The 22,452-nt window shown below is 68.6% G+C and carries 22 protein-coding genes; 15 read left to right on the top strand and 7 right to left on the bottom strand.

Annotation, left to right across the window (positions count from 1 at the left end):
- Positions 1-24: 24 nt before the first annotated feature.
- The gene (locus ACIA8G_RS43305; RefSeq protein WP_396424665.1) at positions 25-522 is read left to right on the top strand and encodes a hypothetical protein; all 498 of its coding nucleotides are present in this window, start codon (positions 25-27) and stop codon (positions 520-522) included.
- Between the two features lie 33 nt (positions 523-555).
- On the opposite strand, the gene ACIA8G_RS43300 is transcribed toward ACIA8G_RS43305, so the two are convergent.
- The gene (locus ACIA8G_RS43300; RefSeq protein ID WP_396424664.1) at positions 556-1,218 is read right to left on the bottom strand and encodes a DNA alkylation repair protein; all 663 of its coding nucleotides are present in this window, start codon (positions 1,216-1,218) and stop codon (positions 556-558) included.
- Between the two features lie 133 nt (positions 1,219-1,351).
- On the opposite strand from ACIA8G_RS43300, the gene ACIA8G_RS43295 reads away from it, so the two are divergent.
- Positions 1,352-2,356 carry a hypothetical protein gene (locus ACIA8G_RS43295; protein WP_396424663.1) on the top strand — a complete coding sequence of 335 codons (1,005 nt, stop codon included), beginning with the start codon at positions 1,352-1,354 and terminating at the stop codon, positions 2,354-2,356.
- On the opposite strand, the gene ACIA8G_RS43290 is transcribed toward ACIA8G_RS43295, so the two are convergent.
- Entirely contained in the window at positions 2,322-3,371 is a 1,050-nt protein-coding gene (locus tag ACIA8G_RS43290; protein WP_396424662.1) for a 2OG-Fe(II) oxygenase family protein, read from the bottom strand. The two genes, ACIA8G_RS43295 and ACIA8G_RS43290, sit on opposite strands and share 35 nt — an antisense overlap.
- 84 nt (positions 3,372-3,455) lie before the next feature.
- On the opposite strand from ACIA8G_RS43290, the gene sthA reads away from it, so the two are divergent.
- Positions 3,456-4,871 carry a Si-specific NAD(P)(+) transhydrogenase gene (gene sthA, locus ACIA8G_RS43285; RefSeq protein WP_396424661.1) on the top strand — a complete coding sequence of 472 codons (1,416 nt, stop codon included), beginning with the start codon at positions 3,456-3,458 and terminating at the stop codon, positions 4,869-4,871.
- Here sthA and ACIA8G_RS43280 read toward each other — a convergent pair.
- From ACIA8G_RS43280 to ACIA8G_RS43270, 3 genes are read right to left on the bottom strand one after another with little or no spacing between them, the layout of a single operon-like run.
- Positions 4,858-5,499, bottom strand: a complete 642-nt coding sequence (locus tag ACIA8G_RS43280; RefSeq protein ID WP_396424660.1) for a response regulator — start codon at positions 5,497-5,499, stop codon at positions 4,858-4,860. The genes sthA and ACIA8G_RS43280 overlap by 14 nt on opposite strands.
- 10 nt (positions 5,500-5,509) lie before the next feature.
- Entirely contained in the window at positions 5,510-6,991 is a 1,482-nt protein-coding gene (locus ACIA8G_RS43275; protein ID WP_396424659.1) for a sensor histidine kinase, read from the bottom strand.
- On the bottom strand, positions 6,988-8,478 hold the full coding sequence (locus ACIA8G_RS43270) for a sensor histidine kinase (RefSeq protein WP_396424658.1): 1,491 nt from the start codon (positions 8,476-8,478) through the stop codon (positions 6,988-6,990). The genes ACIA8G_RS43275 and ACIA8G_RS43270 overlap by 4 nt, the downstream gene beginning before the upstream one ends.
- A gap of 167 nt (positions 8,479-8,645) precedes the next feature.
- Here ACIA8G_RS43270 and argC point away from each other — a divergent pair, with 167 nt between their 5' ends.
- From argC to ACIA8G_RS43220, 10 genes are read left to right on the top strand one after another with little or no spacing between them, the layout of a single operon-like run.
- Positions 8,646-9,659 (top strand): N-acetyl-gamma-glutamyl-phosphate reductase, encoded by a 1,014-nt coding sequence (gene argC, locus ACIA8G_RS43265; protein ID WP_396424657.1) that lies wholly within the window; start codon positions 8,646-8,648, stop codon positions 9,657-9,659.
- Positions 9,656-10,828, top strand: a complete 1,173-nt coding sequence (argJ, locus tag ACIA8G_RS43260; protein ID WP_396424656.1) for a bifunctional glutamate N-acetyltransferase/amino-acid acetyltransferase ArgJ — start codon at positions 9,656-9,658, stop codon at positions 10,826-10,828. Before argC ends, argJ begins: the two co-directional genes overlap by 4 nt.
- Complete coding sequence (gene argB / locus ACIA8G_RS43255) at positions 10,825-11,694, top strand: acetylglutamate kinase (RefSeq protein ID WP_396424655.1); 870 nt, start codon at positions 10,825-10,827, stop codon at positions 11,692-11,694. Before argJ ends, argB begins: the two co-directional genes overlap by 4 nt.
- 20 nt (positions 11,695-11,714) lie before the next feature.
- The gene (locus ACIA8G_RS43250) at positions 11,715-12,848 is read left to right on the top strand and encodes an acetylornithine transaminase (RefSeq protein ID WP_396424764.1); all 1,134 of its coding nucleotides are present in this window, start codon (positions 11,715-11,717) and stop codon (positions 12,846-12,848) included.
- Positions 12,845-13,777 carry an ornithine carbamoyltransferase gene (gene argF / locus ACIA8G_RS43245; protein ID WP_396424654.1) on the top strand — a complete coding sequence of 311 codons (933 nt, stop codon included), beginning with the start codon at positions 12,845-12,847 and terminating at the stop codon, positions 13,775-13,777. Before ACIA8G_RS43250 ends, argF begins: the two co-directional genes overlap by 4 nt.
- The gene (locus ACIA8G_RS43240; RefSeq protein ID WP_396424653.1) at positions 13,774-14,259 is read left to right on the top strand and encodes an arginine repressor; all 486 of its coding nucleotides are present in this window, start codon (positions 13,774-13,776) and stop codon (positions 14,257-14,259) included. Before argF ends, ACIA8G_RS43240 begins: the two co-directional genes overlap by 4 nt.
- On the top strand, positions 14,252-14,518 hold the full coding sequence (locus ACIA8G_RS43235) for a hypothetical protein (protein WP_396424652.1): 267 nt from the start codon (positions 14,252-14,254) through the stop codon (positions 14,516-14,518). The genes ACIA8G_RS43240 and ACIA8G_RS43235 overlap by 8 nt, the downstream gene beginning before the upstream one ends.
- 29 nt (positions 14,519-14,547) lie before the next feature.
- Positions 14,548-15,939, top strand: coding sequence for an argininosuccinate lyase (gene argH / locus ACIA8G_RS43230; RefSeq protein WP_396424651.1), 1,392 nt, complete (start codon positions 14,548-14,550; stop codon positions 15,937-15,939).
- Positions 15,929-16,531, top strand: a complete 603-nt coding sequence (locus ACIA8G_RS43225) for a DNA-3-methyladenine glycosylase (protein ID WP_396424650.1) — start codon at positions 15,929-15,931, stop codon at positions 16,529-16,531. Before argH ends, ACIA8G_RS43225 begins: the two co-directional genes overlap by 11 nt.
- Positions 16,532-16,558: 27 nt before the next feature.
- Positions 16,559-17,821: an SMI1/KNR4 family protein gene (locus tag ACIA8G_RS43220; RefSeq protein ID WP_396424649.1), complete on the top strand. Its 1,263-nt coding sequence runs from the start codon at positions 16,559-16,561 to the stop codon at positions 17,819-17,821.
- On the opposite strand, the gene ACIA8G_RS43215 is transcribed toward ACIA8G_RS43220, so the two are convergent.
- A complete protein-coding gene (locus tag ACIA8G_RS43215) occupies positions 17,790-18,836 on the bottom strand; it encodes a TIR domain-containing protein (protein ID WP_396424648.1) in 1,047 nt (348 codons plus the stop codon). The two genes, ACIA8G_RS43220 and ACIA8G_RS43215, sit on opposite strands and share 32 nt — an antisense overlap.
- A gap of 38 nt (positions 18,837-18,874) precedes the next feature.
- Here ACIA8G_RS43215 and ACIA8G_RS43210 point away from each other — a divergent pair, with 38 nt between their 5' ends.
- Positions 18,875-20,155 (top strand): SMI1/KNR4 family protein, encoded by a 1,281-nt coding sequence (locus tag ACIA8G_RS43210; RefSeq protein ID WP_396424647.1) that lies wholly within the window; start codon positions 18,875-18,877, stop codon positions 20,153-20,155.
- Here the strand turns inward: ACIA8G_RS43210 and ACIA8G_RS43205 are convergent.
- Entirely contained in the window at positions 20,145-20,585 is a 441-nt protein-coding gene (locus ACIA8G_RS43205; protein WP_396424646.1) for a hypothetical protein, read from the bottom strand. The two genes, ACIA8G_RS43210 and ACIA8G_RS43205, sit on opposite strands and share 11 nt — an antisense overlap.
- Before the next feature lie 67 nt (positions 20,586-20,652).
- Between ACIA8G_RS43205 and tyrS the strand changes: the two genes are divergently transcribed.
- Positions 20,653-21,927 (top strand): tyrosine--tRNA ligase, encoded by a 1,275-nt coding sequence (gene tyrS, locus ACIA8G_RS43200; protein ID WP_396424645.1) that lies wholly within the window; start codon positions 20,653-20,655, stop codon positions 21,925-21,927.
- Positions 21,928-22,452 lie beyond the last annotated feature (525 nt).

Below are 22,452 nucleotides of genomic sequence, written 5' to 3'. Positions count from 1 at the left end.
GCAACAACTCTGGAGAGTTGCGCCATGCGTAGTCTGGGTCCGCGCCTTGAAATCGCCGTGTCGTTGACGATTCTCATGGTGGGCGCGGCCGTGGTCGCGGCCATGCACCTCACCTGGCCGGAGCAGCGGCTGCCCGCGATGGCGTACTCCGTCAGCAGTGGTGAGTCGGACATCCAGCAGCTCAAACCGTTTGAAATCAACGACATCTCCGGCGCGGCCGTGGAACTCACACCAGGTGCCGAGGGCGAGCGCAAGGTGCGTCTGTCCAATCCGAACCCCGTCGACATCATCGTCGAGAGCCTCTCCGCGGTCCCCGGCCAGCCGCTCGACGCCACCCAGAAGCGGGTCGCGGGCTGCCCCGCCGGCGTGCTGTCCGTGGTGCCGCTGAAGGACATCGTGGAGATCCCCGCCGGAGGTGCGGTCGAGGTCGTCATGAAGGTCCAGGTCGCCGTGGACGTGCCGGCTGCCTGCTCCGACCTCGTCTTCCCGCTCACCTACTCGGGCCGGGCGAAGCACGCCTGAGCAACGGCCCGCGCCAAACTCAGGTGTGCGAGATCAGAGGTGCTTCAGCGCCTCACGCCGTGACAGCGGCGACAACCCCGGCCGTGCCTCGACGAACGCCCGCACCCACCCCGGCTCGGTCTTCGCGAACTCCCGCAGCGCCCACCCGATCCCCTTGCGCAGGAAGAAGTCGCGGTCGTCCACGTTCGCGTCGATGCACGCCGTCAGCAGATCCACGTCCGTCGCCGCCTTGAACCCCAGCTGGCAGATGATCGACGTGCGCCGGCGCCACAGGTCGGCGTCGGTCGACCACTTCAGCATCAGCGGCCGGATCACGTCCGGATCGGAGCGCAGCAGCGGCCCCACCCGCCGCGCGGCCACCTCGTCCACGTAGTCCCACCACGCCCCGGTCACGATCATCTCGTCGAACAACGGCATCAGCGCGACGGACTGGAAGCGGCGATCCCCGCTCAACGTGAGCGCCACGTACCGTTCTTCGCGATACGTCGCCTCGCGCCACAGCGTCCGCACGACGTCGAGCCACTCGTCCCGGTCGTCGATCCGGGGCAGCGACCGCACCAGCGCCACCCGCGCGGGCTTCTGCACGCCCAGGAACGGCATGTCGGACTTCATGTACGCCTGCATCTCCGGCGCCTTCACCGGATCCGCCGCCGCCCGCAACCCGTCGCGCACCGCGGCGATCACTTTGGGACTCACGGGTTGCACCGTACCGCTGAGGGCTTAAAGGAGTATTGCCGTTGAGATTGATGGCGTATTGCCGGTCAAGGGTGAGCGACATCGGTAACGCCGTGGACCGAAACCCTGCTTTTCCCCACTACAGTGCGCGTTCATGCGCGTGCTTGTGGTTGTGGCGGCGCTCGTGCTCGGCAGCATGAGCGCCACCAGGGCGGACACGGTGGATTTCCTGGATCTGCCGTTGGTCAACGGAAACGGTGAACAGCGGGGTGGCGTGCACCCCGATCTGCCGTTCGACCGGGCCACGCTGGAGCGCGCGCTGGGCGGCCACCGGAGCACCGCCGTCGCACCAGCCAGGTTCAAGGCGTTGCTGTGGCAGTACTGGATCGTCCGTGCCGCCGAGGACGCGGGTGTGCGACTGTCCGACTGGGATCCGCAGGGCACCGCGGAGCACAACCGCGCGACGATCTTCGCCGTCTACGACTTCTACGCCCGGCTGTACCTGCAGCGCCCGGACACGTTGCGGTGGATGGGGTTCGCGAACATCGGCGCGCCCGCGTTCGCCGCCGGCATGCTCGACCTCGGCCTGCTGCCGGAATTCCGGTACTTCTCGTCGATGCTGATGTCCATGCAGAAGCACATTTTCATGGACCTCGGTGCCATGCACGCCGCCTATCTCCACGGTGGCATCAAGGCCGTGGAAGAAATGCGCGACGCCGGCATCATCGACGCCGAGACCACCGCCGCGTGGGCCGATCCGGCTCAGGCCGTCCTCGAGTTCTCCTCGCGCGAGCAGAACCTCGTGATCCCCGACCAGTTCGACCGGATGCGCTCCCGGTTGCTGCCACCAGGCGAGCTGGTCACGTACGCGATCACGGTGGCCGGCCCTATGCCGGTGCCCGGCGGGAAGACACCGGCGCAGTACCGGCCGCTGCTGGGCGGTCCGCTGCCCGCGTTCAACTACGCGGACCGCGAGGATCGGTGGGACTTCCTCAGCAACGACACCGTTCCCGCCTACGAACGGCTGTCCGCGGACGCCGTGCGCAAGATCGTCACGCGGCCGTTCGCGGACCGCGTCGCGGAGTACCGCGCCACGGCCCGCCTGCTCGACCGGATCATGCCCTTCAGGAGTGCCGCAGCCCAGATCGCAGTTCGCTGAGGACGGTCAGCCGGTCCTCCTCGAGGATGCGGCGCGTGGTGACGCGGTCGGGGTAGCAGCGCATGAACATGTTGGTGAAGTGCGTGCCGTAGTGGATGAGGTCGTCGCTGTTCTCGCCACTGCCGTCCAGCGGGCGCATCACTGCTTCGAAGTTCGGCTCGTGGAAGTACGCCATGGTGAACCGCTCACGGGTGTTGAGCAGCACCTTGTGCGGCGTCGAGAGCAGCGTGCCGCCGGTCAGGAACTGCAGGATGTCGCCGGGGAACACGGTGAAGACGTGCTCGACCGGTTCGACGAGGTGCCAGCCCTCCGCGTCCTGGAAGCAGCCGGCGGCCGACTCGTCCGGCAGCCAGTTGCGCGGCCGTTGTTCGCCCTCGATCGGCGGACGGACGTAGAGGCCGCCGACGTCGTCCTGCGCGGCCAGGACGAGCATGCCGTAGTCGGTGTGGGCACCGATGCCGCGGTCGACGGTCTCGGACCTGGTGGGGAAGCGCAGCACCCGCATGTGGTGCCAGCCGTCGGCGGTGAGCCTGGTGAACGTGTCGATGTCGAGCCCGAAGCCCAGCGCGGTGAGTTGCAGGATCCGTTCACCCGCGGCACCGAGCATGGCCATGAACGCCTGCATGGCGTCCCGGTAGTCGTCGTCCGGCCACGGCACGGGTCCGTGGCACGGCCACTTGCCGATGACCCGCGAGTCGTCGAGCGGGACGTCCTTGCAGACCGTGAAGATCTCCGAGTAGTCCGCGACGCCGTCGGTGACCTCTTCGCCGGACGCGATGTACCCGGCGTAGGTCAGGTCGCTGACGAGCCGTGATTTCTCTTCGAGGGTTAAGCCGTGGAAGAACCTTCTGCTCGCGGCCAGCGCGGCCGCGGTCGTGCGGTCCTGCGTCGCGTCGGCCGCGATCTGCAGGATCCCGTCGGCCTGCCAGGCTGCGATCAACCGGCGGCCGAGCTCGACGTCGTCGTCCGAACCGGTGACGGTCGCGGGCAGGTGGAAGGTGCGTAGTTCGGTCATGGCCCAACGAACGGGCGTTGGCGCGGTGGGGGTTCATTTTTCGTTCAGGAGTGGAATCGCCGGCGTCTTAGTAGGCTGCTGACCATGACGTCGTACGACTACGACCTGATCGTTATCGGCTCTGGTCCTGGTGGCCAGAAAGCGGCGATCGCGGGTGCGAAACTGGGCAAGCGAGTGGCCATCATCGACAAACAGGAGATGGTCGGCGGCGTCTGCGCGAACACGGGCACAATCCCGTCGAAAACGCTGCGCGAGGCGGTCATGTACCTGACCGGTATGAGCCAGCGCGAGCTGTACGGCGCGAGCTACCGGGTCAAGCAGGACATCACGATCACCGACCTGATGGCCCGCACGCAGCACGTGATCGGCCGCGAGGTCCAGGTCGTGCGCGCACAGCTGCACCGCAACGGCATCGACCTGCTCAACGGCATGGGCCGGTTCGTCGACGCGCACACGGTTGCGGTGGAAGGAAGTCATCGCGGCGACCGCACCACGCTCACCGGCGAGTACATCGTCATCGCGACCGGCACGACGCCCGCCCGTCCGTCCGCGGTGGACTTCGACGAGGAGCGGATCCTCGACTCCGACGAGGTCTTCGCGCTGACGGAGATCCCGTCGTCGCTGGTCGTCGTCGGCGCGGGCGTGATCGGCATCGAGTACGCCTCGATGTTCGCCGCGCTCGGCACCCGCGTCACGGTCGTGGAGCAGCGCGAGAAGATGCTGGACTTCTGCGACCCGGAGATCGTGGAGTCGCTGAAGTTCCACCTGCGCGACCAGGCCGTCACGTTCCGGTTCGGCGAGAAGGTCGTGGACGTCTCGGTGTCCGACTCGGGCACGATCACGACTTTGGCCTCCGGCAAGCGGATCCCGGCCGCCGCCGTCATGTACTCGGCCGGCCGCCAGGGCTGCACGGAGATGCTGGACCTGCCCGCGGCCGGCCTGGAGCCGGACCGCCGCGGCCGGCTGTCCGTGGACGAGCACTACCGCACCCCGGTCGAGCACATCTACGCCGTCGGCGACGTGATCGGCTTCCCGGCGCTGGCCGCGACGTCGATGGACCAGGGCCGCCTGGCCGCGTACCACGCGTTCGGCGAGGAGGTGCACTCGCTGACCGCGCTGCAGCCCATCGGCATCTACACGATCCCGGAGATCTCGTACTGCGGTGCGACGGAGGCCGAGCTGACGTCGTCCGCGATTCCTTACGAGGTGGGCATCTCCCGGTACCGCGAGCTGGCGCGTGGCCAGATCGTCGGCGACGCCTACGGCATGCTGAAGCTGCTGGTGTCCACTGTGGACCGAAAGATCCTCGGCGTGCACGTGTTCGGCACGGGTGCGACGGATCTGGTGCACATCGGCCAGGCGGTGATGGGCTGTGGCGGCACGGTCGACTACCTCGTCGACACGGTCTTCAACTACCCGACCCTGTCCGAGGCGTACAAGGTCGCCGCGCTGGACGCCACGAACAAGATCCGCGCATTGGACCGCTTCAGCGGCCAGTGAGCCCGGCCTCGTGGGCCACGATGGCGGCCTGCACGCGGTTGGCGCAGTCGAGCTTGGGCAGGATCCGGCTGATGTGCGCCTTCACCGTGCCGGTCGCCATGAACAACCGCTCGCCGATCTCGGTGTTGGACAGTCCTTCACCGACCAGCACGAGGACGTTGCGCTCGGTCTCGGTCAACGTGTCGATCTTGCGCCGCGCGTCGCTGCCGTTGTCCGGCGTGGTGAGGTGCTTCTCGATCAGCCTGCGGGTGATCTGCGGCGCCAGGATGGGTTCGCCGTTGGCCGCCTTGCGGACCGCGTTGATCAGCTCCTGCGGCGGGGTGTCCTTGAGCAGGAAGCCGGTGGCGCCGACCTTCAGCGCCTGCGCCACGTAGGAGTCCTCGCCGAACGTCGTCAGCATCACCACGTTCGTGCTGGCGGCGATCTCCTCGGCGGCTTTGAGGCCGTCGCCGCCGGGCATGCGGATGTCGAGCAGGGCCACGTCGACCTGCTGGGCGCGGATCTGCTGGACGGCCTGTCTGCCGTCGCTGACCTCGGCCACCACGGTGATCTCCGGGTCGTTCTCGAGGATCAGCCGGATGCCGGCACGCATGAGCGTTTCGTCGTCGGCGATGAGAACTCGGATCACGCGGAGCAGCCTACGGCCCCTCCTGCTCCTTCGTGACGAGCTTGCCGTCGCGGAAGCACAGCTTGTAGGACAGGTTCGCATCGTGCGAGACGCGGTACCGCGAACATCCGTCCACCCCGAGCTGCCCGACCCCGAACTCGCCCATCACCTCGCCCTCGGTCGACACCCCGACCCGCAACGAGTCGAAGTACGGCGCGTTCATCTGGGTGGGATTGAGCAACGTGAAGACCAGCAGCACGATCACCGCCCCGCTGATCGGCAGCAACGTCAGGATCCCGAGACACCCGCCGCCCAGCACCCGCGGCACCGTCAGCACCTCGGCCGCGAGCGGCGGCGGCACCTCCCGGACCTCGGCCACGGTCTGGTCGGCCTGCGCGGCCGGGTGCAGGGGCACGTCCGCCGCCACCCGGAACCCGCCCTCGGGCGGTGGGCCCGCGCTGAACGACCCGCCGAGCAGCCCGACGCGTTCCTCCAGGCCGACCAGACCGCGCCGGGTGCCCTTGCCGGGCGAGGCGTCCGACGGGCCGTTGAGCACCTGGATCCGTGCGCGTCCGGCTTGGACGGTGACCAGCACGCGCGTGCGGGCGGATGCGGCGTGTTTGTGCACGTTGGTCAACGCCTCGCGGACCACCCGGTGCACCGCGCGGCGGGTGCGGGGGTCGGCGTCGCGCAGGTCGTCGCCGGACCAGTCCAGGCTCACGGTGATGCCTGCTTCGACTGAGCTCGCCACCAGGTGAGAGATGTCGGCCTTCGTGCCGGTGTCCTCGTCGAGCGATTCCGGCTCGGGGTTCGTCCGCAGCACGCCGAGGATCTCCCGCAGTTCGGCCATCGCGATCGACGACGTGGTGCGGATCAGCTCGGCCTGCTCGTGCAGTTGCGGGGCCTTCGCGGCGGTCGCGAGTTCCAGGGCGCCCGCGTGGATGGAGATGAGGCTGAGGCGGTGGCCGAGCATGTCGTGCATCTCGCCGGCGATGTGCGCGCGCTCGTCCGAACGGGCCGAGGCGGCGGTCAACGCCCGTGCGCGTTCCAGGTACTCGTTGCGCTCTTGCAGCAGCTGGACCATCGGCCGGCGACGGCCCAGCAGCATGCCGGACACAGCCGGGAAGAGCACGAAGAAGACCGCCCCGAACACCATGCCCGCGGTGATCTCCCAGACCGGTGTGGCCCGCACGCTCTGCAGCGCCAGACCGAAGACCGTCTGCACGACGGCCGTCACGCCGAGCAGCGCCCACAGCCTGCTGCGCTTCTGGATCCGCCGGGACGCGGCGAACACCACGAACGTCGTGGTGGCCATCGCGAACAGGTTGTTGATCGCGAAGAGCGGTGCCGTGAGGATCAGCGCCCACGCCGGTTTGCGCGGTGCCAGCCAGACCAGACCGGCGATCCACACCGCGGACGCCACGATCATCGCGTCGTGCGGGACCGGGGCCAATGGCGCGACCAACGGCACCAGGGCGAGCACGAACGCGAGCAGCGGCCAGACGAACCTCACTTCGTCAGCTCCCTCTTCGTCGTCAACGTGCCGTCCTGGTCGAAGCAGAGCTCGACGAAGCCCTCCTCGTCGAGCAGGCGGTAGCGGTAGCAGCCGGTGCCGTCGGCCGGCAGCCCGAACCCGTGCAGGTCGGTGAGCTGCATCTCGGTCACGACCGACACCTGCATCCCGTCGTACTCCTGCCTGCTGATCTCGCTGCCGCCGAAGAACGCGACGAGGATCAGGACGAACGCCGTGCCGAGCGCGGGCACCACCGCCAGCGTGCCGAGGCAGCCGCTGCCGATCACCCGCGGCACGGTCAGCACCTCGGCGGTGATCGGCGGGGGCGCCTCGGCGACGGCGCTCGCGGTACCCGTCTCCTCCGGCACGACCGGGTGCAGCGGGAGATCGGCCGACACCCGGAACCCGCCACCGGCGGGCACGCCGGCGAGGAAGGTCCCGCCGATCAACGCGACGCGTTCCTCCAGCCCGGCGAGTCCGCGCCGCGTGCCGGCACCCCTGGGTTCGCCGCTGGGCGCGTTGACCACCTCGACCCGCACCCGGTCGGCCACCTGCACCGAGACGCGGGTCCGGGCTGAGGTGGCGTGCTTGTGCACGTTCGTGAGTGCTTCGCGCACCACCCGGTGCACAGCCCTCCGCAGCCGTGCGTCGACATCGGCCAGATCAGCGCCCGACCAGTCCAACGACACCGAGACGCCCGCATCAACGGACGCCGCCACGAGCCGTTCGACGTCCGCGCGCGTGCCGGCGTCCTCATCGGCGTCGGTCGCTGCCCCGAGCACGCCGAGGATCTCGCGCAGCTCCTCGATCGCGACCGTGGACGTCTTGCGGATCAGTTCGACCTGTTCGCGCAGTTCAGGGGCCTGTTGAGCGGCGGTGAGCTCCAACGCTCCGGCGTGCACGGCCAGCAGGCGCAGCCGGTGGCTGAGCACGTCGTGCATCTCGCTCGCGATGTGGGCGCGGGTGGCGGACCGGGCGGTGCTCGCGGTGAGCACGCGGGCGTGTTCCAGGTAGTCGTTGCGTTCCATCAGCACCTTCGTCAACGGCTTGCGCCGCCCGACGAGAGCACCCGACACGGCGGGGAAGAACAGCATGAACACGACGGTGAACGCGGTGCTGGACAGGTACTCGATGAAGCCGTCGCCGTTGCGCCACGCGTGCAGGCCGCCGAACGCGGCCTGCAGGAAGGCCGTCGCGGCCCCCAGCACCCACAGGTGCAGAGCAGGGCGGATGGACCGGGCGCAGCGGAAGACCACGAGCGAGGTCGGGGCGATCGCGAGCAGGTTGTTGACCGCGTGCAGGGGAGTGGTCAGCAGCAGCGCCCATCGCGGCCACCGTGCGCTGACGGGCACGAGCGCGGCGGCCCACAGCGCGGAGGCGACGTTCAGCCACCACGGGATCGGCCTGCCGAGCGGCGCCACCACCGACACCAGGGCGAGCAGGAACACCCCGGTCGCCCACAGACCGTCACGCAACCGCACATTCACGCGGGTCATCATGTCCGGTGCCGTCCGGCCTGCCTTAGCGCCACCCGGCCCCGATCGGATGGCCAGGTGGCCACACTCACGTAAGGGTGCCCTAACCTAACTCGTCGTGTTTCCATTGGGTGAACCATGAGTTGAGTAGCTTTGCACGACCGTGCATAATCATGCGTATGACAGTGAGGATCGCGGTAGCCGGCGCCAGCGGGTACGCGGGAGGCGAGCTGCTACGCCTGCTCCTGGGCCATCCGGACATCGAGATCGGCGCGCTGACCGCCAACAGCAGCGCCGGTGACAAGCTGATCAGGCACCAGCCCCACCTCCTGCCGCTGGCCGACCGCGAGCTCCTGGAGACGTCCGCCGCGACGTTGAAGGGCCACGACGTCGTCTTCCTCGCGCTGCCCCACGGTCACTCAGCGGAGCTCGCCGAGCAACTCGGCGACGACACCGTGGTGATCGACTGCGGCGCCGACCACCGGCTGACCAGCGCGGACGACTGGCAGCGCTGGTACGGCGGTGAGCACGCGGGTTTCTGGCCGTACGGCCTGCCAGAGCTGCCCGGTCAGCGCGAGCAGCTCGTCAACGCACGCCGTGTCGCCGTCCCCGGCTGCTACCCGACCGTGTCCTCCCTCGCACTCGCACCGGCCGTCGACCTCATCGACGACGAGGTGGTCGTTGTCGCCGTGTCCGGCACGTCCGGCGCGGGCAAGTCCCTCAAGCCGAACCTGCTCGGATCCGAGGTGATGGGTTCTGCGAGCGCGTACGGCGTGGGCGGTGCACACCGCCACACCCCCGAGATCACGCAGAACCTGAGCAAGGTCGCCGGGCGGAAGATCAACGTCAGCTTCACGCCGGTGCTGGCCCCGATGTCGCGCGGCATCCTCGCCACCTGCACCGCCACCCTCAAGGGCACCGCAAACGTTCGCGAGGTCTACGAGAAGGCGTACGCCGACGAGCCGTTCGTCCACCTCCTGCCTGAGGGCATCTGGCCGACGACGAACGCCGTCCTCGGCTCGAACGCCGTGCAGATGCAGGTGACCGTCGACGAGGACCTCAACCGGCTCGTGGTCGTGGCCGCCGTCGACAACCTCGCGAAGGGCACCGCCGGTGCCGCCGTCCAGTGCATGAACCTCGCTCTCGGCCTGCCGGAGACGACCGGCCTCTCGACCGTTGGAGTCGCACCGTGAACCGCAACAAGGGCGTCACCGGACCCCAGGGCTTCCGGGCCGCCGGGATCGCCGCCGGGATCAAGGAGTCCGGCGCTCTCGACCTCACGCTCGTCGTCAACGACGGGCCGCTGGACTCCGCCGCCGGTGTCTTCACGACGAACAAGGTGAAGGCCGCGCCGGTGTTGTGGTCGCAGCAGGTGATCGGGTCGAGACGGCTCACCGCGGTCGTGCTGAACTCCGGTGGCGCCAACGCGTGCACCGGCCCCGAAGGCTTCCAGGACACCCACGCCACCGCGGAGAAGGTCGCCGAGGTCCTCGGCACCGGCGCGGTCGACGTCGCGGTCTGCTCCACCGGCCTGATCGGCGAGCGACTGCCGATGGACAAGATCCTGACCGGCATCGAGAACGTCGCGAAGGAGCTGGCTTCCTCGGACGACGCCGGTCTCAACGCGGCCACCGGCGTGATGACCACGGACAGCCGGCCCAAGCAGTCCTGGAAGGCCTCCGCGCAGGGCTGGTCCGCCGGCGGGTTCGTGAAGGGCGCGGGCATGCTCGCCCCGAACCTCGCCACGATGCTGTCGGTGATCACGACCGACGCCCGGATCAGCGGCGAGCAGCTCGACAAGGCGTTGCGCGAGGCCACTTCCAAGACCTTCGACCGCCTCGACGTCGACGGCGGCACCTCCACCAACGACACCGTGCTCGTGCTGGCGTCCGGTGCTTCCGGTGTCGAGCCGTCCTACGAGGACTTCGTCGAGCTGCTGACCGAGGTCGCGGGCGACCTGGTCAAGCAGTTGCAGGGCGACGCGGAGGGCGTCACCAAGGAAATCAGCATCACCGTCAGGCAGGCGGCCACCGAGGCCGAGGCAGTCCACATCGGACGGACGGTCGCCGAGGACAACCTGGTCAAGACCGCGCTCTTCGGCAGCGACCCGAACTGGGGCCGCATCGCGATGGCGCTAGGCCGCGCCGACGCCCAGATCGACCCCGACCAGCTGCAGATCCTGATCAACGGCGTTTCGCTGTTCCGCCAGGGAACCCGCGACCGGGATCGAAGCGAAGCCGACCTGTCCGGCCGTGACATCGAGATCGTCATCGACCTCAACGTCGGCGACGCAGAGGCCACCGTCCTGACCACCGACCTGTCCCACGCCTACGTCGAAGAGAACAGCGCATACTCCTCATGAACGCACAGGAAAAGGCGGCAGTCCTCGTCGAGGCCCTGCCGTGGTTGCAGCGTTTCCGCGGCGCGCTCGTGGTCGTCAAGTACGGCGGCAACGCCATGATCGACGACGAGCTGAAGAGGGCGTTCGCCGAGGACATGGTGTTCCTGCGGTTGTGCGGCCTGCGCCCGGTCGTCGTGCACGGCGGTGGCCCGCAGATCAAGTCGATGCTGGACAAGCTCGGCATCCACAGCGAGTTCCGCGGCGGCCTGCGCGTCACGACGCCCGAGGCCATGGACGTCGTGCGGATGGTCCTGGTCGGCCAGGTCGGGCGTGAGCTCGTCGGCCTGATCAACCAGCACGGCCCGTACGCGGTCGGCATCTCCGGCGAGGACGCGCACCTGTTCACGGCCACCCGCCGCGGCGCGATCGTGGACGGCGAAGAGGTCGACATCGGCCTCGTCGGCGACATCACCGAGGTCAACCCGGACGCGGTGCTCGACATCGTGCGTGCGGGCCGGATCCCGGTCGTGTCGTCGGTCGCGCCGGACATCAACGGCGTGCCGCACAACGTGAACGCGGACACGGCCGCCGGTGCGCTCGCGGTTGCGTTGGGCGCGGAGAAGCTCGTCGTGCTGACCGATGTCGAGGGTCTCTACTCGAACTGGCCGGACAAGACGTCGCTGCTGAACCAGGTGCGCGCGGCCGAGCTCGAGAAGATGCTGCCGGATCTGGAAAGCGGCATGGTGCCGAAGATGGAGGCCTGCCTGCGCGCGGTGCGCGGTGGCGTCCCGCAGGCGCACGTGATCGACGGCAGGCTGGCCCACTCGGTGCTGCTCGAAGTCTTCACCACTGAAGGTGTCGGAACGATGGTCTTGGGGGACAAGTGACCACGCGTTGGCAACAGTCCATGATGGACAACTACGGCACACCCGCGCTGGCGCTGGCACGCGGTGAGGGCGCGCACGTCTGGGACACCGAAGGCAACCGCTACCTCGACCTGCTGACCGGCATCGCGGTGAACGCCCTCGGGCACGCGCACCCGAAGATCATCGAGGCCGTCACCAGGCAGATCTCGACCATCGGCCACACCTCGAACCTCTACGTGAACGAGCCGGCGCTGCAGCTGGCGGAACGCCTGCTGGACCTCAGCGGCGTGCCGGGCAAGGTCTTCTTCTGCAACTCGGGCGCGGAGGCCAACGAGGCCGCCCTGAAGATGTCGCGCCGCACCGGCCGCACGAAGATCGTCGCGTGCACCGGCGGCTTCCACGGCCGGACGATGGGCGCGCTGTCGCTCACCGGCCAGCCCGGTAAGAAGACGCCGTTCGAGCCGCTCGTGCCTGGTGTCTCGCACATCCCGTTCGGTGACGTGGCGGCGTTGGAAGCGGCTGTTGACGACGACACCGCGGCGTTCATCGTCGAGCCGATCCAGGGCGAGCAGGGCGTCGTCATGCCGCCGGAGGGCTACCTCCAGGAGGCGCGGCGCATCACCTCCGAGCACGGCGCGTTGCTGATCCTGGACGAGGTGCAGACCGGTATCGGCCGGCTGGGCACGTGGTTCGCGTTCCAGCAGGCCGGAATCGTCCCGGACGTGATGACCCTGGCGAAGGGCATCGGCGGTGGCTTGCCGCTGGGCGCCACCATCGGGTTCGGCGCGGCGGCCGACCTCTTCCAGCCCGGCCACCACGGCACCACGTTCGGTGGCAACCCCGTGTGCTGCGCGGCCGCTCTCGCGGTGCTCGACACGATCGCAGCGGAAGGCCTGCTGGAGCACGCCTCGTCCGTGGGCAAGGAGATCGCGGCCGGCGTGGAGGCGTTGCACCACCCGGCGATCTCCGGGGTGCGGGGAGCCGGCCTGCTGCTCGGCATCATGCTGCGCGAGGCGGTCTCGGCGAAGGCCGCGGCGGCCGCGCAGAAGGCCGGTTACCTGATCAACCCCATCCAGCCCGACGTCATCCGCCTGGCGCCGCCGCTGATCCTGGACGAATCCGACGCGCAGGCCTTCGTGGCCGCGCTGCCGACCTTCTTTGAGGAGCAGCCGTGAGCATTCGGCACTTCCTGCGGGATGACGACCTGACGCCGGACGAGCAGTCGGCCGTGCTCGACCTCGCGGACGCCTACAAGGCGGACCGGTTCACCGCGAAACCGTTGGCGGGCCCCAAATCCGTCGCGGTGATCTTCGAGAAGAACTCGACGCGCACCCGGCTGTCGTTCGAGGTCGGCATCGCCCAGCTCGGCGGCAACCCGGTGATCATCGACGGCCGCTCGATGCAGCTGGGCCGGGAGGAGACGATCGAGGACACCTCGCGGATCCTCTCCGGCTACGTCGACGCCGTGGTGTGGCGGACGTTCGCCCAGGCGCGCATCGAGGCGATGGCCAGCGTTTCGCGGATTCCCGTGGTCAACGCGCTGACCGACGAGTTCCACCCGTGCCAGGTGCTCGCGGACCTGCAGACGATCCGCCGTCGTTACGGCCGGTTGAACGGCCTGACGATGACGTACCTGGGCGACGGCGCCAACAACATGTCGCACTCGCTGCTGCTCGGTGGTGCCACGGCGGGTATGCACGTCCGCATCGGTGCGCCGGCTTCGTTCGTGCCGAACCCGCAGTTCCTGGAGGACGCCAAGAAGCGTGCCGCCGAGACCGGGGGTTCGGTGGCGTTGATCAGCGACCCGCGCGAGTCCGTCGACGGCTCGGACGTGCTGGTCACCGACACGTGGACGTCGATGGGCCAGGAGAACGACGGCAAGGACCGCGTCGGCCCGTTCCGCCCGTACCAGGTGAACGCCGCGTTGCTCGAGGCCACCGGCAAGCCCGACTCGACCGTGCTGCACTGCCTGCCGGCGCACCGCGGCTGGGAGATCACCGACGACGTGCTCGACGGGCCGCAGTCGCTGGTGTGGCAGGAGGCGGAGAACCGCCTGCACGCCCAGAAGGCGTTGCTCGTGTGGTTGCTGGAGCAGTCGTCATGACCCGCACCGCACGTCAGGGACGGATCGTCGAGATGGTCAGCCAGCTCGTCATCCGCAGCCAGTCCGAGCTCGCGAAACTCCTGGCCGCGGAAGGCATCGACGTCACCCAGGCGACGTTGTCCCGCGACCTGGACGAGCTGGGCGCCGTGAAGCTGCGCGGACCTGACGGCGGCGCGCCGGTCTACGTGATCCCGGAGGACGGCAGTCCCGTGCGCGGCATCCAGGGCGGTACGACGCGGCTGGCACGCGTGCTCGGCGAACTGCTGGTCTCCACGGACTCGTCCGCGAACCTCGCCGTGCTGCGCACTCCGCCCGGCGCGGCGCAGTTCCTGGCCTCGGCGCTGGACCGGGCGGCGTTGCACGAGGTCGTCGGCACGATCGCGGGTGACGACACGATCCTGGTCGTGGCGCGCGAGCCGATGACCGGGTCCGAGCTCGCCGACCGGATCGCCGCGCTGGCCTCCGGTGACGGCGATGAATGAGCCCGTGCACGCCGTCCTGACGTTCGACGCCGGCGTGCCGGTGGCCGTGGACGGTGAGACGCTCACGGTGCCGGAGACGATCCGCGAGCTCAACTTCCGCGCGGGCGTCTACCGGTCCAGCCTGGGCTCGGTCGCGGTGCGGGTGGCGCGGACCGCGTTGCGTTCCGGCTCCGGCGAGGTCGACGTCTCGCTGCACGAGGGCCGCGTGGTCGGGCTCGTCGCCCGTTCGGAAGAATCGCTGTACGACTTCGCCAGCTGAGAGTTCGCCCAAATGAAAGTTGCACAACAATGAGTTCTTTGTGGGGTGGCAGGTTCGAGTCCGGACCGGCCGAGGCGATGGCCCGTCTGTCGCTGTCGACGCACTTCGACTGGCGGCTCGCGCCGTACGACATCGCGGGTTCGCGCGCGCACGCCCGTGTGCTGCACGCGGCAGGCCTGCTGACCGACGACGAGCTCGCCGGTATGCAGAAGGCGCTGGACGAGCTGCTGACCGACGTCGAGTCCGGTGCCTTCACCCCGGTGCTCGAGGACGAGGACGTCCACACCGCACTGGAGCGCGGCCTGATCGACCGCGCGGGTGTCGAGCTGGGCGGCAAGCTCCGCGCCGGCCGTTCCCGCAACGACCAGGTGGCCACGCTGTTCCGCATGTGGCTGCGCGACGCCGCCCGCCGCGTCGCCGCCGGCGTGCTGGACGTGGTGGACGCGCTGGCCGCGCAGTCCGAGTCGAACTTCGGCGCGGTCATGCCGGGCCGCACGCACCTGCAGTCCGCACAGCCTGTGCTGCTGTCGCACCACCTTCTGGCCCACGCGCACTCGCTGCTGCGTGACGTCGACCGTCTGCACGACTGGGACAAGCGCGCCGCGTACTCCCCGTACGGCTCGGGCGCGCTGGCCGGTTCGTCGCTGGGCCTCGACCCCGCGAAGGTGGCCGCTGACCTGGGTTTCTACGCGCCGGTCGAGAACTCCATCGACGGCACGGCCTCCCGCGACTTCGCCGCCGAGATCGCGTTCGTGCTGGCGATGATCAGCGTGAACCTGTCGCGCGTGGCCGAGGAGATCATCATCTGGACGACCGCCGAGTTCCGCTTCGCGGTGCTCGACGACGCGTGGTCGACCGGCAGTTCGATCATGCCGCAGAAGAAGAACCCGGACGTCGCGGAGCTGGCGCGCGGCAAGTCCGGGCGGCTGATCGGCAACCTGGCGGGTCTGCTCGCGACGTTGAAGGCGCAGCCGCTGGCCTACAACCGCGACCTGCAGGAGGACAAGGAGCCGCTGTTCGACTCGGTCGAGCAGCTGGAGCTGCTGCTGCCGGCGTTCGCGGGCATGGTCGGGACTTTGAAGTTCGACGTTGCCCGCATGGCCTCGCTCGCTCCGGCCGGCTTCACGCTGGCCACGGACATCGCGGAATGGCTTGTGCGCCAAGGAGTTCCGTTCCGCGTCGCGCACGAGGCCGCCGGTGCGTGTGTGCGTGCGGCGGAGACGCGTGGCGTCGGCCTGGAAGACCTGACCGACGAGGAGTTCCTCGCCATCTCGCCGGCTTTGACGCCCGAGGTGCGGTCGGTGCTGACCGTCGAGGGCTCGATCGCTTCCAGGAACGCCCACGGCGGTACCGCTCCTTCACGTGTCCGCGAACAGCTGGACGCTCTCGTCGCGAAGGCGGCTTCCGCACGTGAGTTCTAGGCTGCTGACCAGGGAGGAGCTGGCCATCGACCCGGTCGATGCCGCCCGGCTCCTCCTCGGTTCGTACCTGGAATCAGACGACGTCCGCGTGCGGATCGTCGAGGTGGAGGCGTACCGGGGCGGCGACGACCCGGCGTCCCACTGCTACCGCGGCAGGACCCCGCGCAACGAGGTGATGTTCGGCCCGGCCGGGTTCCTGTACGTCTACTTCGTCTACGGCATGCACTTCTGCGCCAACGTCGTGTCTCTGACCGACGGTGTGCCCGGCGCCGTGCTGTTGCGCGCTGGTGAGGTTGTTGATGGTGAGGACGTCGCGTTCTCCCGGCGCCCCGCCTCGCGCTCGGCGGCGGAACTGGCCAAGGGACCCGCGCGGCTGTGCAAGGTCCTCGGCCTGGACCGGGAGTCCAACGGCCTGGACCTGACCTCCGCCGAGTCGCCGGTCCGGTTGTACGCGGGCGATCCGGTGCAGGAAGCGTTCTCCGGGCCACGCGTCGGCGTCGCGGTGGCGATGGACGTGCCGTGGCGGTTCTGGATCGACTCCCCGGCTGTCTCGACCTACAAACGCGGTGGGAAACGGGGCACTAAGGTGTGAACCCTGGGGGCGATCTTGGGGGATCACATGCAGGACGAGTTTGCCGCGCTCGCGCGCGAAATCAGCACGATGGTCGAACCGGGCTACGACTTCCTCACGCTGTGGGGCCAGAGCGGTGGTGGCGCCTGCAGCCTCAGGCTCACCGCCGGATCGTCCGCTGAGAGGGTGCCCCTCTCGCACTATCCGACGACGGCGAACGCGCTCAGTGGAGAACGGCCTGCCGTTTTCGAGCTGAGAGTGGAAGCGGACGGCACGTTCGAAGCCCGCATGACCGACGACATCATTCTCGAAGGCGCGGGTTACCTTCCGCCGATCTACACCGTCGTGCAGAAGCCGCGCTATCACCCGCCGAGCGAGCACACAGCCACCTCGCTGGCGGACGTGGAGGCCGTGATCGGCGTATCGCTGCCGGCGGAGGTGCACGAGCTGTTCGCGAGCGGTGCCGAGACGATCGGTGACGACGTCCGCCTGCTCGGGATCGACGACATCCTCTACTACTGGAACGCCTGGGCACACCAGTTCGGGTACTACCCGCAGGAGTGGGAGCGCCCAGTGCAGTACCTCGGGCCGCCCGGCGCGGTGCGGGTGGTCCAGTTCGACCCGAAGTGGGTGCCGATCGCGTTCAACGCCTGCGCCGACCTGGTGTGCGTCGACCTCGCGCCCGGCCCCAGCGGCAGGGTCGGCCAGCTGATCCAGATTGCGGGGGAGGTGCCGCTGACGTACCTCGCCGACTCGGTGGCGGGCTGGGTGCCCCCGGCGGACTTCCCGGACTACGACCACCTCTCCGCCCACCGGCCACCGGACGTGGCCGAGCTGCCGGACACCATCCAGGATCTCAACCTCGACGACCCGAGCGACCGCGACCTCGGTCTGCTCGCCCGGCTGACCTCGTTGCGCGACCTCGTGATCGGGGGTGGCGTCGTGCGTCTTGGCGGGCTCTCGCATCTGCCGTTGGAACGCATTGACGTCGCCGGCGACGAGATCGAGCTTCCAGCGTGCAAGACCCTGAGGGCTCTCGTGGTTCGCAGCGATGCGCGCGTCGAGCTGCCCTCGTTGCCTTCGTTGCGCGTGCTCGACGTGTCGGGTGCGAACGTGGACGTCGAGTCGTTGCCCTTCGTCGAGTACCTCGTGCTGAACTTCGACCAGTGGCAGCGCTGCTCGCAGAGGCCCGCCGCCGCCTCGCTCACGGGTGAGTTCTCGTTGGCTCGCCTGTTCGACTGGGCGCGAGGGCTCGGCGTGGAGCTGGACTGCCAGGTGTTCAGCGGGTCAGTTTTTCCAGCGCTGCCTTGAACTCCCGCTCCAGGGCGGGGTCGACCTCGAAGATGAGCGGCACGGTCATGTCGATCCGCTCGCCCGCCGTCAGCCGTTCGACCAACGTGTCGGCCACAGCACGAAGGTCCTGCGCGAGTGTGTGCATCGCACGCAGCTGTTGGTCGGCGAACTGAGCATGCAAGCGAGCCGCGGTGCGTGCGTGCTCGTTGGCGTAACTCGTGCCGTGAATACCCCGCGCCCACTCGAGGATCTCGTCGAACGTCCGCACGAACAGCCCGCCGAGGTGCACGATCCGGTCCGGCTGACCGGGTTCACCGGGCGCCCCGAACGCTGCTTCCTGCGTCTGCGCGGTGAACAGCGCCTCGACCGCGACCTTGATGATCTCGCTCAGCACCACGTTGCGGTCGCGGATCAGGTCGATGCCGCTGCCGTGCTCCACGGCGCCGTTGCGCGGGGCGTAGCGGAGGAAGTGCTCCCAGTACTTCTGCTCCAGTTCGGCAAGTCCTTGCGCTACAACGGTTACGTAGAGCAGGTATTCCCATCCGCGTGGCTTCTCGCGTACCAGCGCGGCGACCGACTTGGGGGTGATCGGGGTTTGGGCGGTGAACTCCGCACGGTGCTGCGCCAGCTTCTGCCGGACGGCCTGCGCGATCACCTCGGTGCCGTGCAGGCGCAGGTCCAGGTACCCGATGGTCGGGAGGAGCCCCGGTATCTCGGTGTCGTCGATCCGGATCGGCAGCAGGAACTCGGACTGCTGCTCCAACGCCCGCGCCTGCGCGGCTTGCTGCTGCAGCCGTGCCCAGCGGTGCTCGACATAGTGCTCCGACGCGAACAAGAGCACGTAGCGAACCCTCCGCCGATAGGTCTCCGACGTGTGCTCGACGCGGTTGAGTCCCCACTGCTCGACCGCCTGGTCCGCGTCGTAGAACACGTTGACGCCCAGTTCCTTCAGCCGCTGGACGATCGGGAGCACCGCCTTCTCGCGGTCCTCCTCGGCGAACGAAGGCGCGACGTCGAACTCGTACTCGGTCACCGGACTAACGTACTGGCCTCGACGTCCTGGGGGATCACGTGGAGAAACTGCTGGCCGAAGTGGCCGCCGAACTCGTTGCCAAGGCCAGGCCGGCGCGGGACTACCTGACCCTGCGCGCCACCTGCGACAACGGATACACGAGCGAACGGGTCTCCTCCGGGCCGTCGGATGACCACGTGCGTGTGCGGCACCTGGAGTCGTTGGGCGCACTTGGCGCGGATGGCAACGTCGTCGTCGAAATGAGGGTTGACCCCAACGGCGCGTTCACCGCCTTGCTCACCGATGGCATCGACCAGAACACCGGTTACCTACCACCGACCTACGGCATCGTGCTCGAACCAAGGCCACGGCACCTCTTCGCGCCGTACGAGCGGACCGAGGTGCAATCGGTCGGCCCGTTGGCCGCGGTGGAAGCCGAGCTCGGTGTGCCGTTGCCGCCCGAGGTGCACGAGCTGTACCTCAGCGGTGTCACCGAGTTCGGTGACCACACGCTGCTGCCCGCCGACGAGATTCTGGGCGTTCGGCGTGAACTGCTCGACCTCGAGGAGTTGCTGTCGCACAGCCAGAACGGCTGGGCAGAGCTGATCCCGTACGCCGGCCCACGGGATGCGGTGCAGCTCGTCGGGTATCACCCGCTGTGGGTGCCGATCGTGCGGTATACGTCCGGAGTGGCCCTCTGCGTGGACCTCGCTCCCGGTCCGCAGGGGCGCGTCGGCCAGGTGATCGAGCCTGCCCTGGCCTGTTACCCGCTTCGGCTCCTCGCTGGATCCGTGACCGAGTGGCATCAGTCGCCCGAACGCCAGAACCCTCCCGGGATGAAGGCGCACTACTCCGCCGCGGACCACGACGTCGCCGAGGTGGCGCGAAGGTTCCGGACCCTGCGGGAACTCGTTCTGCACGAGCTCGGCGACGTGGACCTCGCCCCGCTCGCGAGCCTGGCGAGCCTGCGGGACCTGCAGGTGAGCGGAGGGCGGCTGCGGCTGGGCGGCCTGGCAGGTCTTCCGTTGGAACGCCTGCACGTCACCGCGACCGACATCGACCTGCCCGCGCTGGAGCACCTGACCTCGCTCACGGTCAGCGGTGCGCGCGTTGACCTGCCCACGTTGCCGAAGCTGCGCGTACTCGACGTGTCCCACGCGGACGTGGACTGCGAATCGTTGCCTCAGGTGGACCGCCTGGTGCTGAACGCGGACCAATGGCGGCACTGCAAGGCGTGTCCTGCCGCCGCCACGCTGGTCGGCGAACGTTCGCTGGCTCAGGCTCTCGACTGGGCCGAGAGCCTGAGCGTCGTGTTGCCGCGCCGGTCCGTCAGCGGATAGGAGTGGTCCTGCGGTACCAGGCTCGGCGCGCATCCGCCGGCAGCGCGACGCGGCTGATCAGGTTCGTCAGCAACGCGGCGAGGAGCAACCACAGAACAGCGGCCAGCCCCTCGTTGAGCAAAGTGGCCACGGCCTGGCTGTCCGGCGTGAAGAGATCGCCCAGCCCAAGGTTGATCCCACCCGCCCAGCCCGCGACGAACTGGAAGAACCCGTTGCCGGTGTTCGCACCGGCGATCACCAGGAAGACGTGCGCCAACAGCACGATGGCGAACGTCCAGCAGACGATGTCGATGACCGCACACACAGTGCGCACCGTCCGTGCCTTGCGGTAGTCGTCGCGTTCGACGACCTGCTCCTCTACGACCGGCTCGTTGACGCGCGGCATGTGCTCGGTAGGCCGGCGTAACTCCGCATCACGTGGGTCCGTCATGGTCACGGCGTACCCGTCGCAGTACCGGGTCGAAACCCGTTCGACCTGGTAGGCGACAATGAGTGCCGTGAGCGAGCACATCCTTGACGAACTGTCCTGGCGCGGCCTGATCGCGACGTCCACCGACCTCGACGCACTCCGCAAGGACCTGGACGGCGGCCCGCTCACGCTCTATTGCGGTTTCGACCCGACGGCGCCGTCGCTGCACGCCGGCAACCTGGTCCCGCTGCTCATGCTCAAGCGCTTCCAGATGGCCGGTCACCGGCCCATCGTGCTGGCCGGCGGTGCCACGGGCATGATCGGCGACCCGCGCGACACCGGTGAGCGCACGCTCAACCCGCTCGACACCATCGCCGAGTGGGCCGACCGGATCCGCGGCCAGCTGGAGCGGTTCGTGGAGTTCGACGACTCGCCGACCGGCGCGATCGTGGAGAACAACCTCAACTGGACCGGCCAGGTCACCGCGCTCGAGTTCCTGCGCGACGTCGGCAAGCACTTCTCGATCAACGTCATGCTGTCGCGCGAGACCGTGAAGCGGCGCCTCGAGACGGACGGCATGTCGTACACCGAGTTCAGCTACCTGCTGCTGCAGTCGAACGACTACCTGCAGCTCAACCGGCGTTACGGCACCGCGCTGCAGGTCGGCGGCTCTGACCAGTGGGGCAACATCGTCGGCGGCGTGGACCTGATCCGGCGGGTCGAGGGCAAGCACGTGCACGCGTTGACCGCGCCGCTGGTCACCGACGCCGAGGGCCGCAAGTTCGGCAAGTCGACCGGCGGTGGCAGCGTGTGGCTCGACCCGGAGATGACCTCGCCGTACGCCTGGTACCAGTACTTCGTGAACGTCGGTGACGCCGACGTCCTCCGCTACCTGCGCCTGTTCACGTTCCTCACGCGTGAGGAGCTGGACGAGCTGGAGAAGGAGACCGTCGAGAAGCCGCACCTGCGGTCGGCGCAGAAGCGTCTCGCGCAGGAGTTCACGGATCTGGTGCACGGCGAGCGCGCGACCCAGCAGGTCGTGCTCGCGTCCGGTGCCCTGTTCGGCCGCGGTGAGCTGCGCGAGCTCGACGAGTCGGTGCTGGAGGCGGCACTCGCCGAGGCGCCGTCCGGCACGGTCCGGCTCGCCGACGAGCCCACGATCGTCGAGCTGCTGATCGCCTCCGGCCTGGCCGAGAGCCGCGGTGCCGCGCGACGCACGATCAACGAGGGCGGTGCCTACGTGAACAACGCGAAGGTGACCTCGGAGGAGTGGAAGCCGGCGAAGGACGACCTGCTGCACGGCAAGTGGCTGGTCCTGCGCCGGGGCAAGCGCAACAACGCCGGCGTGCGGGTGGAGCTCTGACCTGCAGGTTCGCTTTGCGGAGGCCGTCGATCCCACTCGGGGTCGGCGGCCTCTGAGGTTTCTGGATGTGATCGCGGTCACAGTGTGTGCCGATCGGGGCTGCGATAGCTTGTTCCTGAGTCCTGTACGGGGCTGTTGACCTGCGGTTCTAAATCGCAGGTGGCCGGGTTGCCCCCGATTTGACCCTGCGTTGGCGTGCGTGTAACTTTCTCCATGTCAGCGAGGAACGGGCCGGGAACACCGGAACGGAGCGCGACGAAGGTCACGAACCAAGCTTCCACTTCGTGTGGTAGGGTGGGTGGCCGAGAAACGATGAAGACCCAGCCGGTAGCTCGTCTGAGCTCAGAGGCCAAGGGCGTCGGAAGTTTCAACACAAAGCTTATGTACAACACAGCCTCGGATCGAGTCGCCGTGTGGCGGATCGTGATGATGTGCGCGTGTTCTTTGAGAACTCAACAGCGTGCCGATAACACAGCCAGTAATATATGAATTACCTCCTCGTCGAGGTAATTCCTTTGAGAAGAT

The sequence above is a fragment of the Lentzea sp. NPDC051213 genome, from assembly GCF_044455585.1.
In the GTDB taxonomy this organism is placed as follows: Bacteria; Actinomycetota; Actinomycetes; order Mycobacteriales; family Pseudonocardiaceae; genus Lentzea.
Note: the sequence above shows the minus strand (reverse complement) of the source record. Positions and strands in the feature narration are given on the sequence as shown.